We start from the raw sequence: 12,312 nt of genomic DNA, 5'->3' as shown, positions 1-12,312 counted from the left end.
GTTTGGTTAGATAGTCAACAATCACCCACCCCGTTGTGCAAAAATGCACAAGGCCCTGCACCACCGTTGTGCGTGCATGCTCCGGGCTTCCTTGGGGCGGACAGCGGGACCGGCGGCGAGGTGCGCACGCTTTATGCGCGGTGGCAGGATCGATGCGACAAATGATTGCAGGGGGAATGTGCACTAGTGCACAATATGAGATCTTGATATTGAACAAGTGATCCGATGAATACGCTGCCCGAGTGGACCGACCTGCGTTTCTTCCTGGAGCTGGCGCGCGCCGGCACCCTGTCGGGCGCTTCGCGCCGGCTGGAAGTGGAACACACCACGGTGGCGCGCCGCATCGACCGGCTCGAGTCCCAGCTCGAGACCACCTTGTTCGATCGCTCGCGCGAAGGCTATGAACTGACCGAGGTTGGGCAGGCGCTGCTGCCGCATGCCGAGGCGATGGAAGGTGCGGCGCTGGCGGCGGCCGAGCAGATCGGCGGGGCCGAAGTGGCGGCCCACGGCGTGGTGCGGCTCGGGGTGCCGGAAGTATTCGGGGTGCGGGTGGTGGCGCCGCTGCTGGCCAGGCTGCTGGAGCAGAATCCAGACCTGTCGATTGACCTGCTGGCGCTGCCCAGCTTCGCCAACCTGGCCAACCGCGAGGCCGACCTCGGCGTCATGATGGACGCCCCGACCACGGGCCGCTACATGGTGACCCGGCTGGCCTCCTTCCACTTCTACCTGTACGCCTCGCCGATCTACCTGGCCAAGCATGCGCCGATCCGCACCCAGGCCGACCTGGCCGGCCACGACTTCGTGGACTACGTGCAGGACCGGCTGGCCAGCCGCGAACTCTCCTACCTGAACGAGCTGGGTTTCACGCCGCGCCGCCGCATGTGCTGCTCGGGCATGACCGCACAGCTGGAGGCCGCCTCGCTCGGCATGGGTCTGATGATGGCGCCGCCGTATGCGGTGCCGGACAATGGCCGCCTGGTGCGGGTGCTGCCGGGGTTCCAGGCCGAGCGCTCGTTCTGGCTGGCGGCGCCGACCGACCTGTACCGGCTGCGCCGCGTGAAGGTGGTGTGGGATTTGTTGCGCGAATTTGCAGATAGCCAGCCTGGGCTGTTCGTCGACGGGACGATCCAGCCATGAATGCGTGTGCGCTGCCGGCGCCGAGCTCGCCCGGCGCCGTCGATGCATCCACGCGCATGAGACGCCTTGCCGGGGCAACGGCTCCGGCAAGCCCACCGCCTATCGCATCCCGATGGCTTTCCGAACATGTCGCGACCGCAGCGCCACCAGCGTGCCCAAGCCCAGCAAGAGCATGGCGCCCGTGTCAGGTTCCGGCACGGGCGAGACTTGCACGTTGTCGATCACCAGGTCTGCACTGGCAGATAGCCGCAGCTCGCTCAGTCCCGTCCAGCCGGTTAAGGAAAGGCTTGTTAGGTCACCCAGGGCCAGGGTCGTGCTGAGCTGCTCGTTGCCGCCGACGATGCCGGTGAGGCTGAGAATGGCAGGCGTGTCCGGATCGAACAGCCCGGCATCCAGGCCCAGGAAGTTGAACAGGATTCCGTCCATGCTGACGAGGCTGATGGAATTCCCGCCAAACAGCACCAGGCCGCCGGACGCGCCGCTGCCCAGGCCATCGATCGTGAGGAAGCCCGCCGCATCGCCGGCAAGCGAAAAGCCGTCTTCGTTGTAGGTCGCCCGGTTGGTGGCGTTGTCGATCTCGATCAGGCCCGGCGCATCGAAGTCGATGACGGCGGCCGTCACTGCAGGGGCTGCGGTGACGGCCAGTACGGCAGCCAGCGTACACAGTAATTTGCGCATTTTTTTCTCCGGTCGGTTGAGGCTTACTGGGCGCCTGGCAGCGGCGTGTTCAGGTACGGGAAGCCGCCCAGGAAGGGCTGGACGGCCTGGTCGACGGCATCGTGCAGCTTGAACGCCGTGGCGCCGAGCGGGACCTTGCCTGGATTGCAGTCGGCGCCGAAGCCGAACGCATTGTTGTTCCCGTTCGCCACGCACAAGCCACCCATTGCCACGACCAGCGAGATGTCCACCACGTCGTCCTTGGGACGGCGGCCGTTCGGATAGCCGGCGTTGTCTGTGCCACCGGCAAGCACATTGCCGATGATGCCCAGCCGATTCTGCTGGGGGAAGGGTACGGCGGGAATCGAGGTGTTCAGGCGCATCATTTCCGATGGCGTCACAGTCATCGGCCGGTTGACGCCGGCGATCCCGGTCAGGAAGGCCGTCACCAGGTCTTGGCGCGGCAGGTTGGCTGGGGCGGCGCTGCCGGGCGTCAGGCCCAGGGCGATCTCAACCACCCTTGGCAGGGTCGGATTCGTCACATAGGCCGCGAACTGGCCGTCGTTCTGCGGCAACGAACTGTTGAAGCGGTCCTTGTCGCGCAGGCCGATGACCACCTCGTTCACGAGCGGCATGCCAAGGCGGGATACCTGCACGTAGGCGCCCCCGTAGCTGATGGTAGTCTGGTAGCCGGCCGGCGGATTCGGGTTGACGAGCTGGCTCTGGCGGACACTTGCCGTGGTCCATACGCCAATGACCGGGTCGGAGGTGCGCGTCGACAGCAGGCAAGTCTTGTGGATTTCGAGCGCCAGCGAGGTGATGTTCTTGTCCGCCAGCGGATTGGGGGCCGCATTGATCTTGGACGGGTCGGTGATCACCGACAGCGGCACGTTCAGGAGATCGAAAATCGTGCCGACATTGACGGCGAAGCCCTCCCTGCGCTGCCCGACGAACATGCGGCCCGGCGTCGAGCAGCCCGGGATCGTAACCGGGTAGATATGCTGTGCCGCATAGGCTGCGTAATCCGGCAGCGTCTTGGTTCCTATGTTGTCGACCGGCTTGTCGAACGTGGTGGCGCCGGTTCCAAAACGTGAAACCGCCGCCGCCTGGCCGCTGCGGCGGTCGCCGCGGATCAGGTTGAGGGTGAACCGTTCATTAACGTTCAACGATGCCGAGTTCGGGGCATTTACCTGTCCGGCCGCTGGGAATGCAATCGGGACATTCTGGTTTCCAATCGGCAGTGCAATTGAACGCAGGACGTTCTGGAACTTGAACTGGAATGTCAGGTCCTCACGGGCGTCGCCATTGTTATCGACGTGAATCTCATAAATTGCATTCGGATCCATCTTGAAGAATTCCGGGGCTCCGTATGGATCTTGCAGCGGCTGGTAGTTAGCGATAAGCGTGACATACCCGGACCGCCCGTTTTCATAACTGTTGAAGGCGTAGACATCGGTGCCGTCAATCTTCGGCTGGGTCGTGATAAAAGGCGCTTCCCGGTGGCTGGAGGCTTGCGCCGGAAACGCAGAAAGGACTGCGAGAAGCGGACAGCTTGCTGCGATAATGGCATTCCGGAAATTCGAACGGCGCTTCAACTGCGTGATCATATTAATTCTCCTCTGAATTATATTGAAAATCAGAAACCAATTAAACCGATACCACCTGCAACCGAAAACGTTAATGTGAATTAACAGAATTGCCGAATTTGGCAGAATTAACGTCAAAGGATTCTACTGCTGTTCGGTCGATGCACAATTCGTTAAGACATAAAATATTAAATGGGTCAGGAAAGCGGATACAAATCCATCGACAAATGAATTGGATGCCTGCGGTTTCATTTCGAGAAGGAATAATTAATGAGAACCAAATGGCAGAGGACTAGTAGAAGGAAGAACGATTCTGGGTAAGCCGGGCCCGCGTCTCACTGGCAACGCCGAGGGAACTGTATCGGCCGCGACGGCGGCAGGCGGTGTAGCACAGGCCGAGCAAATGAAGCAGCAGGCAGCAGGCCCGCTTTTCCAGGCAGTGCGGCAGCCAGCGGTTGCCCGCGACCTGAGCAGCGCGTATCCTCGCATGCACCACTACTATCGAGGGCCTCATGCGCAGCCGGATCAGCGACGACATCACCTTCCGCAAGCTCGAAGTCCTGCTGGCCTACATGGAAGGCGGCAACCTGAACGCCGCCGCCCGTCTGCTCGACATCAGTGCGGTGAGCGTGCACCGGGCGCTGCATTCGCTGGAAGACGCGATGAGCTGCCAGCTGTTCAGCCTGCAGGGCCGCAACCTGATCCCGAACGAGGCGGCGCAGGTGCTGGCCGACGTCAGCCGCGACGTGATCCGGCTGATGGCGGACGGGATCGCCGCCACCCGCTCGGCGGCCGGCTATTCGGCCGACCACCTGAAAATCGGTTCGCTGTATTCGCTGACCTCCGGGGTCATCCCCAAGGTCCTCATCGGCATCAAGCTGCGCAAGCCGGAGCTCGAGACCGAGCTGGTGCTCGGGTCGAACGACGAACTGCTGCACAAGCTCAGGCAGAACGCGGTCGACGCCGCGCTGATGGCGCTGCCCGAGACCGACCCGGACGTCGAATCGATCGCCTTGTTCGAGGATGAGGTGTTCTTCGCGGCGCCGGCCGGTTCGCCCTACGCGGGGCTGGATGAAGTCGACCTGCGCGAATGCGCCGCCGAGAAATTCGTCTGCCTGCGCGATGGCTTCGTGACCTTTACCGGCTTCCAGGAAGCCTTCCGCATCGCCGGCTTCGCGCCCACCATCGTGACGCGCGTGGGCGACATTTTCTCGCTGATGAACCTGGTCGGGGCGGGCATCGGCTACACCCTGCTGCCGGGCCGGGTGCGACACGCCTTCGGCGACAAGGTGCAGCTCATCCCCTTGAAGCCCGACTACCGCATGCGCCAGACCATCGGCCTGAGCTTCCTGCGCGTGCGCGAACGCGACCCGAACCTGCTGGCCCTGGCGGCGGTCTGCCGCATGCTCAAGCACGAAGCCGCGTAGGGTGGTCGGCTCCGCCGACCGCGCGTTCAACGGGAATTGCCGTGCCGCAGTGCCTCCGTAAGTTGGGCGCGCGGGCGTTTGTCATTCCGGCCATTGGCCTAATGCCGATCACTTAAGAGCCGCCGGTTAGTCGTAGGGTGGGCAATTCGTAAATCAGGGCATTGCCCTCATTTACCTTGCCCACGCGTTCAAACTACGGTGCTGCAGCCCGTGCGCCGGCTCATGTTGCAACTATCACCGCGTGGGGTAACCGGGGCCAGTGGCCCGGGTTACAAGCCGCCCACCCTACGGTTCTCACTAATTGACTGGCATTAGGCCATTGGCCGACATTACCCCGCCCACCCTACAACTGCAACTGCGAAATAACATCCGACCAGGGTATGGGTTACGTTTAACCCGGATAGTTCCGCTGAAAGTAAACGTTAGCACCTAAGCCTAATTGATCCCGGCAGGGTTCAGCGCTACCTTTAGGTCACAAAATAGCATAACAAAAGTGCATGCCCGACCTGCGCCAGCCCGTTTCAATGGTATGGGGAGCCGGGGATGATTTGGAGACGTATCACCAGCGGTCACGGTTGGAGCCGGGGGCCGCGCCCTGAAGGAGCACTGCCGTGTCCTCTCACATGATTGCAATCTGCGTGCTGGCCCTGATGTTCGTCCTGGCCACCGCCCTGCCCATCAATATGGGCGTCATCGCCTTTGTCGGGGCCTTCCTGGTCGGCACCGTGGTCGCCGGCATGCAAACCAAGGCCATCATGGCCGGCTTCCCGGCCGAACTGTTCCTGACCCTGGTCGGCATCACTTTCCTGTTCGCCCAGGCCCAGAACAACGGCACCATCGACTGGCTGGTGAGGCTCGCCGTACGGGCGGTCGGCGGGCGCATCGCTGCCATTCCCTGGGTGATGTTCGCGATCACCGCGCTGCTGACTTCGGTCGGCGCGGTCAGCCCGGCAGCGGTGGCGATCATCGCACCGATCGCGCTCGGCTTCGCCGCCAAGTACAACATCAACCCGCTGATGATGGGCCTGATGGTGATCCACGGCGCCCAGGGCGGCGGCTTTTCCCCGATCAGCATCTACGGCGGCATCACCAACAAGGTCGTGATGGAAGCCGGCTTGCCGATCTCGCCGCTGACCACTGCCTTTACCAGCCTCGGCGTCAACCTGGCGGTCTCGGTGCTGCTGTTCTTCGCATTCGGCGGCATGAAGCTGATGAAGCAGCAGGTGCCGAAGTCCGGCCTGGGCCTGCCTGGCGTCCCCTTCGGCACCAATGTGGCAATGGCCGCGCAGGGGCCACAGATCTACGGCGACGCCGAGAGCGAGGCCGCGAGCGAGGAAAAGCTGACGCAGCAGGGCTCCGGCCAGGCGGTCGGGGCGATGGGTAGCGCGATGGGCGGGGCGGCGGGCGGGGCAGCAGCCGGCACCATGGGCAGCATGGGTGGCAGCCGTTCCGCGGCCGCTGGCGCTGGGACTGCAGGTGCGGTCGCCGCCGAAGGCCCGACCTTCCACCAGGTCGTCACCGTCGTGGGACTGGTCGCGCTGGCCGTACTGACCCTGTTGTACAAGCTCGACATCGGCTTCGTCGCCATCTCGATCGGCCTCCTGATTTCGATCCTGTCGCCGCAGGTGCAGAAACGCGCCATCGGCCAGGTGTCCTGGCCCGAGATCATGCTGATCGTCGGCGTCAGCACCTATGTCGGCGTGATGCAGAAGATGGGCACCATCACCTGGGTCGGCGACAGCGTCGCCAGCCTCACCTCGCCGCTGACGGTCGCGCTGCTGCTGCTCTTCGTCGGCGCCATCGTGTCGGCCTTTGCCTCGTCCACCGCGGTGCTGGGGTCCCTGATCCCGCTGGCCGTGCCTTTCCTGGCCTCGGGCACCGGGGTCGATCCGATCGGCTTCATCGCCGCGATGGCGGTGGCATCCACCATCGTCGACGTCAGCCCGTTCTCGACCAACGGCGCGCTGGTGCTGGCCAGTGCCCAGCACGTCGACCGGGATGTATTCCTGCGCCAGCTGATGATCTATGGCGGTATCGTCACCCTGGTCGCGCCGGTCGTGGTGTGGGTGCTGTTCGTGGTGTTCTGACGGGCGGGGCCGGTGCAATCACTTTTTGGGAAATCCAATGAACCATGCTGAAGGCCGCTGGACTACCCAGCAAAGCAACCGCCGGGACCGCCTGGAACGGGCCCGGGCGGCGCTCGGCGATGCGCTGGACGGCAAGATCGTCGCGTCCTCGCACATCGTCGAGCTGCTGCACCAGGTGCTCGAACCCGGCGACCGGGTCTGCCTGGAAGGGAACAACCAGAAGCAGGCCGACTTTCTCGGCAAGGCGCTGACACGGCTCGACCCCGGCCGCATCAACAACCTGCACATGCTGCTGTCGGTGCTGTCGCTGCCCGAACACCTCGACGTGTTCGAGAAGGGCATTGGTTCGCGCCTGGACTTTTCCTTCTCCGGGCCGCAGGCCGGCCGGCTGGCCAAGCTGGCGCAGTCCGGCAAGCTGAATATCGGCGCGATCCACACCTACCTGGAACTGTTCGCGCGCTATTTCGTCGACCTGACCCCGCGCGTGGCGCTGGTGGCGGCCGAAATGGCCGACCGCGAGGGCAACCTGTACACCGGCCCGAATACCGAGGACACCCCGGCCATCGTCGAGGCCACGGCCTTCAAGAGCGGCATCGTGATCGCCCAGGTGAACAAGATCGTCGACAAGCTGCCGCGGGTCGACATTCCGTCAAGCTGGGTCGAGTACGTGGTGCAGTCGCCCACGCCTTATTACATCGAGCCGCTGTTCACGCGCGACCCGGCCCAGATCTCCGAGATCCAGGTGCTGATGGCGATGATGGCGATCAAGGGCATCTATGCCGAATACCAGGTCGAGCGCCTGAACCACGGCATCGGCTTCGATACCGCCGCCATCGAACTGCTGTTGCCGACCTATGCGATGGACCTTGGCCTGAAGGGGAAGATCGCCCGCCACTGGGCCCTGAACCCGCACCCGGCATTGATTCCGGCGATCGAGGCCGGTTTCGTCGAATCGGTGCACTCGTTCGGCTCCGAGCTCGGCATGGAAAACTATATCGCCGCGCGGCCCGACGTCTTCTTCGTCGGAGCGGACGGTTCCATGCGCAGCAACCGCGCCTTCTCGCAGGCGGCCGGCCACTATGCCTGCGACATGTTCATCGGCTCCACCCTGCAGATCGACTTGCAGGGCAATTCATCCACCGCGACCCTGGGCCGCATCTCGGGCTTCGGCGGGGCGCCGAACATGGGCGCGGACGCGCGCGGCCGCCGCCATCCGAGCGCGGCCTGGCTCAAAGCAGGGCAGCAGGCGCGCGCGGGCCGCAATACCATCCCGCGCGGGCAGAAGCTGGTGGTGCAGATGGTCGAGACCTTCCGCGAGCACATGGCGCCGGCCTTCGTCGAGAAGCTGGACGCCTGGCAGCTGGCCGAGCAGACCGGCATGGCGATCCCGCCGGTGATGATCTATGGCGACGACGTCACCCACATCCTGACCGAAGAAGGCATCGCGAACCTGCTGCTGTGCCGCAGCGACGAAGAACGCGAGCAGGCCATCCGTGGCGTAGCGGGCTACACGCCGGTGGGCATGGGCCGCGACAAGCGCATGGTGGAAAACCTGCGCGACCGTGGCATCATCCAGCGCGCCGAAGACCTCGGTATCGACAAGCGCCTGGCAACCCGCGACCTGCTGGCGGCCAAGAACATGAAAGGCCTGGTGCGCGCATCGGGCGGCCTGTACGAGCCGCCGAAGCGCTTCAGGAACTGGTAAGGACACCAATATGGAAACGCTTCAATTCCGATTCGAGCAGGGCGCACGTTCCCTTGTAGGCATGCCGCAGCTGGTCGGCGTGGTCGGCTCGGGCAATCTCGAGGTGCTGATCGAGCCGGCCGCGCTCGGCGGCGCCTGCGAAATCGAAGTACGCACCGCCGCGGTCGGCTTCGGCGCCACCTGGCAGGCCGTGATGGCGGACTTCCACGAGCGCTGGGGCCTGGCCGATGCGCGCATCTGCATCAACGACATGGGCGCCACGCCGGCCGTGGTCAGCCTGCGGCTCGACCAGGCCGTGGAATCGCTCACCGGGGGAACACCATGAGCAGCTACCTGGAACTCACGGCGCGCCAGCGCATTCCCGCCATCTTCGATTCCGGCAGCTTCGAGGAATTCCTGCCGCCAAGTAGCCGCGTGGCCAGCCCGCACTTGGCCCAGCTCGATGCACCGGTCTCGTTTGATGACGGCGTGGTGGTCGGGCGGGGCCTGCTTGGCGGGCAGGTGGTCTTTGGCGCCGCCCAGGAGGGCGGCTTCATGGGCGGCGCGGTCGGCGAAGTCCATGGCGCCAAGCTGGTCGGCATGCTGCGTCGCGCGGTGGATGAAGGCGCGCAGGCGGTACTGCTGCTGCTCGAATCGGGCGGCGTGCGCCTGCACGAAGCCAATGCCGGCCTGATCGCGGTATCGGAGGTGATGCGCGCCATGCTCGACGCGCGCGAAGCCGGCATCCCGGTGATCGCCGTCATCGGCGGATCGAACGGCTGCTTCGGCGGCATGGGCATCTCGGCGCGCTGCGCGAATACCGTCATCATGTCGGAAGAAGGGCGCCTCGCCATGTCCGGCCCCGAAGTCATCGAGACCGCCAACGGGGTCGAAGAATTCGACTCGCGCGACCGCGCCCTGGTCTGGCGCACCACCGGCGGCAAGCACCGCTACCTGCTGGGCGACTGCCAGGTGCTGGTGCCGGACGATACCGCGGCCTTCCGCGCTGCCGCCTTGCAGGCGATCGCGGACGTAGCCGCGGGCGGGGCGCAGCTGACACTGGAGGACCTGCTGGCCGAGCAGGGCATGCTGGCCAGGCGCCTGGCGGACACGGAGGGACTGGCCGAGCCGATGGACGTCTGGAAGGGGCTGGGCATTCCCGACCCGGCCGGCGTACCGATGCTGGAGGCCGAGGCCTTCATGGCGCTGGCGGCCCGGCACCGCCTTGACTACCGGCCGGCACCGCAGGCGGCTGCGCAGCCGGCAACGCCCACGGGAGAACAATGATGGATTGGCAGACTCTGGCAACGCAGCTGTTCCCGGGCGGGCACGATATCACCGAGCGCGACAATTTCCTGTCCGGCAGCGCCCAGGTCGACGCCCAAGCGGTCGACGTGATCGGCACCACCGGCCACGTCCCGATCGGCATCGAGATCGCGCTGGCCCAGGCCCAGGCCATCCTGAAAACGGTGCAAACCAATCCGGGACGGCCGATCCTGATCCTGGTCGACACCCAGGGCCAGCGCCTGCGGCACCGCGACGAGATGTTGGGCATCAACAGCTACATGGCCCATCTCGGCAAATGCGTCGACCTGGCGCGGCGCAAGGGGCACACGGTCATCGGCCTGGTCTACGACCAGGCGCTATCCGGCGGCTTCATCACCAGCGGCCTGATCGCCAGCGCCTGCTTCGCGCTGCCGCAGGCGACCATCCGCGTGATGGGCTTGCCGGCGATGGCGCGCATCACCAAGGTGCCGGAAGAACGCTTGAGCGAACTGGCCAGGGACAACCCGGTGTTCGCGCCGGGGCCCGAGAATTACCTGCGCATGGGTGGCCTGCACGGCATCTGGGAGCACGACCTCGCCGGCGAACTGGCGCGGGCGCTGCGCGAGTGCGGCGCCGAGGATGAACGCATGGCCCTGGGCCACGCGCGCGGCGGACGCATGCTGGCGCATCCAGTGGCGCAAGCGGTCAGGACGGGCAGCGATGTTCGCCCGGCATGACCTGGTCTGGCTGACGAGCCGCGGATGGGAACGGGCGCATGCCGGCGCGCCCTCCGGGACGGCCGGCGCTCTCGATGCCTGGCGTGATGCCGGCTGGCCGGCTACGGTACGGCGGTCCGAAACCAGTCTTGCACCCGGCGAGGTGGCGATCGGCTTCGCCATGCCGCCGCGTCCGGACGGCGGCGGCAAGCTGCGGGTCGGCTGCCGGGTGGAACTGGCCGACGTCCAGCGCCGCACCCGCGCGCTGGCCCTGGTCGGCGCTCTCGACGCGGTGCCGGCGGCCTGGCGTGAACGGCTGGCCGTGCTCGAGCGCGAGGCCGCCGAGGCCGGGTTGGGGCTGGCCGTCTACGGTTCGGTGGCCCTCGAGGCGCTCACCGGACAGCGCTACCTGACGCCGGCATCGGACATCGACCTGTTGCTGCGTCCCCTGAACCGCGCGCAGCTGATGGCCGGGCTGGACCTGCTGGCCCGGTACGCAACCAGCCTGCCGCTGGATGGTGAGATCGTGTTCCCGGATGGGCGCGCGGTAGCATGGAAAGAGCTGCGCGCCGCATTCGGCAGTGCGCCCGGCACGCGCGTGCTGGCCAAGGGGCTCGAGCGGGTGGCGCTGGTCGCGCCCGGGGAATTGATCGCGACGCTGGAGGAGGGCGCATGGCCGAACTGAGCACCGCACCGGGCCTGTTATTCAAACCTTCGCTCCACCCCTTGCCCAGCTCCGCCCTCGGCCCGGCGGTCGACCCTTCAGCCGGTCCCGGATGGAACGAGGAACTGAATGCGCCATGTCCGGGCGAAGGCTTCATCCCGGCGCAGCACGCACCGGCCTTGCCCGGCCTTGTTCGCGACAAGGGGTTCTGCCAGCAGATCGCACGCCTCGCCGTGCGCAGCCTCTATGCCGAACTGGCCCTTTACCCGAAGCCCGGACTGGTGTCGCTTGTCGACAACGGCAGCCATGAGGACATGACGGCCGCGACCTTCATGCGCAGCATGTTCGCGCTGCGCCGCTACTTCCTGCGCATCACCGCAGCCGGCATGGCCGATGCGCCCTTTCACGTGCTGAAACGCCTGGGAATCGAGGCCGAGCAGCGAATGCTGCGCGCCACAAGCGGCATCAACACCCATCGCGGCGCCATCTTCTGTCTGGGCATGTTGTGCGCTGCAATCGGCCGCTGCCGCGCGGACGGCGCGGCGCTGGAACCTGCAGTAATCCAGTCCACGCTCTTGCGGCAATGGGGAGGGGCGCTCGGCGCCCATAGCGGCGACGCCGGTATCGGCAGCGGCACGCAGTCGCACGGCGCCGAGGCCCTGCAGCGCTACGCCGCCAGCGGCGCACGCGAGGAGGGTGCGCGCGGCTTCCCCTCGGTATTCGGCATCGGCTTGCCGGCCTTGCAGCGCGCGCTCGGCGCCAAACGTGGCATGCGGCAGGCCCGCGTCGACGCACTGTTCGCGCTGATGGCCCACATCAGTGACACCAACGTCTATCACCGCGGCGGCATCGAAGGCGCGCAGGCGGTGCGGCGCCAGGCACGCGCCTTCGTCGCGCGTGGCGGGACCGCCGCCCCGGACTGGGAGGAACGCGCGTTGGCCTGCCACCGCGCCTTCGTCGTCGCACGTCTGTCGCCGGGCGGCGCGGCCGACCTGCTGGGCGCCGCCTGCCTGCTGCACGCCGTGTGCGCAGGGCAGGGCTGACATGGCGGGACGGCTTCTTATCCTGTGTCCGGGCCAGGGTGCCCA

The 12,312-nt window shown here is 65.8% G+C and carries 11 protein-coding genes; 9 read left to right on the top strand and 2 right to left on the bottom strand.

All coding sequences use genetic code 11. The annotated features are described in order from the left end of the window. Window positions 1–225 precede the first annotated feature (225 nt). A complete protein-coding gene (locus tag HGB41_RS11045; RefSeq protein WP_171084174.1) occupies window positions 226–1,137 on the top strand; it encodes a LysR family transcriptional regulator in 912 nt (303 codons plus the stop codon). 99 nt (window positions 1,138–1,236) lie between these two features. On the opposite strand, the gene HGB41_RS11040 is transcribed toward HGB41_RS11045, so the two are convergent. Further along, the gene (locus HGB41_RS11040) at window positions 1,237–1,815 is read right to left on the bottom strand and encodes a PEP-CTERM sorting domain-containing protein (RefSeq protein WP_171084172.1); all 579 of its coding nucleotides are present in this window, start codon (window positions 1,813–1,815) and stop codon (window positions 1,237–1,239) included. 23 nt (window positions 1,816–1,838) lie between these two features. Beyond that, window positions 1,839–3,401, bottom strand: coding sequence for a DUF4331 domain-containing protein (locus HGB41_RS11035; RefSeq protein ID WP_171084170.1), 1,563 nt, complete (start codon window positions 3,399–3,401; stop codon window positions 1,839–1,841). A gap of 491 nt (window positions 3,402–3,892) precedes the next feature. Here HGB41_RS11035 and HGB41_RS11030 point away from each other — a divergent pair, with 491 nt between their 5' ends. From HGB41_RS11030 to mdcB, 8 genes are all read left to right on the top strand, one after another. Beyond that, window positions 3,893–4,807, top strand: coding sequence for a LysR family transcriptional regulator (locus tag HGB41_RS11030; protein WP_171084167.1), 915 nt, complete (start codon window positions 3,893–3,895; stop codon window positions 4,805–4,807). A gap of 611 nt (window positions 4,808–5,418) precedes the next feature. Continuing rightward, the gene (locus HGB41_RS11025; protein WP_171084165.1) at window positions 5,419–6,894 is read left to right on the top strand and encodes an SLC13 family permease; all 1,476 of its coding nucleotides are present in this window, start codon (window positions 5,419–5,421) and stop codon (window positions 6,892–6,894) included. A 37-nt stretch (window positions 6,895–6,931) separates the two neighbouring features. Then, on the top strand, window positions 6,932–8,599 hold the full coding sequence (mdcA, locus tag HGB41_RS11020; RefSeq protein ID WP_171084163.1) for a malonate decarboxylase subunit alpha: 1,668 nt from the start codon (window positions 6,932–6,934) through the stop codon (window positions 8,597–8,599). A 10-nt stretch (window positions 8,600–8,609) separates the two neighbouring features. Further along, window positions 8,610–8,924 (top strand): malonate decarboxylase acyl carrier protein, encoded by a 315-nt coding sequence (gene mdcC, locus HGB41_RS11015; RefSeq protein WP_171084161.1) that lies wholly within the window; start codon window positions 8,610–8,612, stop codon window positions 8,922–8,924. Then, window positions 8,921–9,865 carry a biotin-independent malonate decarboxylase subunit beta gene (locus HGB41_RS11010; RefSeq protein ID WP_171084159.1) on the top strand — a complete coding sequence of 315 codons (945 nt, stop codon included), beginning with the start codon at window positions 8,921–8,923 and terminating at the stop codon, window positions 9,863–9,865. Before mdcC ends, HGB41_RS11010 begins: the two co-directional genes overlap by 4 nt. Then, window positions 9,865–10,581 carry a biotin-independent malonate decarboxylase subunit gamma gene (locus HGB41_RS11005; protein WP_171084156.1) on the top strand — a complete coding sequence of 239 codons (717 nt, stop codon included), beginning with the start codon at window positions 9,865–9,867 and terminating at the stop codon, window positions 10,579–10,581. The genes HGB41_RS11010 and HGB41_RS11005 overlap by 1 nt, the downstream gene beginning before the upstream one ends. Beyond that, window positions 10,565–11,245 carry a malonate decarboxylase holo-[acyl-carrier-protein] synthase gene (gene mdcG, locus HGB41_RS11000; RefSeq protein WP_171084154.1) on the top strand — a complete coding sequence of 227 codons (681 nt, stop codon included), beginning with the start codon at window positions 10,565–10,567 and terminating at the stop codon, window positions 11,243–11,245. The genes HGB41_RS11005 and mdcG overlap by 17 nt, the downstream gene beginning before the upstream one ends. After that, complete coding sequence (gene mdcB / locus HGB41_RS10995; protein WP_229422970.1) at window positions 11,233–12,267, top strand: triphosphoribosyl-dephospho-CoA synthase MdcB; 1,035 nt, start codon at window positions 11,233–11,235, stop codon at window positions 12,265–12,267. The genes mdcG and mdcB overlap by 13 nt, the downstream gene beginning before the upstream one ends. The last annotated feature ends 45 nt before the right edge of the window (window positions 12,268–12,312 follow it).

Origin of the sequence: Telluria aromaticivorans, assembly GCF_013003915.1 — a bacterium.
GTDB lineage: Bacteria > Pseudomonadota > Gammaproteobacteria > Burkholderiales > Burkholderiaceae_D > Telluria > Telluria aromaticivorans.
The sequence above is the reverse complement of the archived record's forward strand: the minus strand, read 5'-3'. Positions and strand labels throughout refer to the sequence as shown.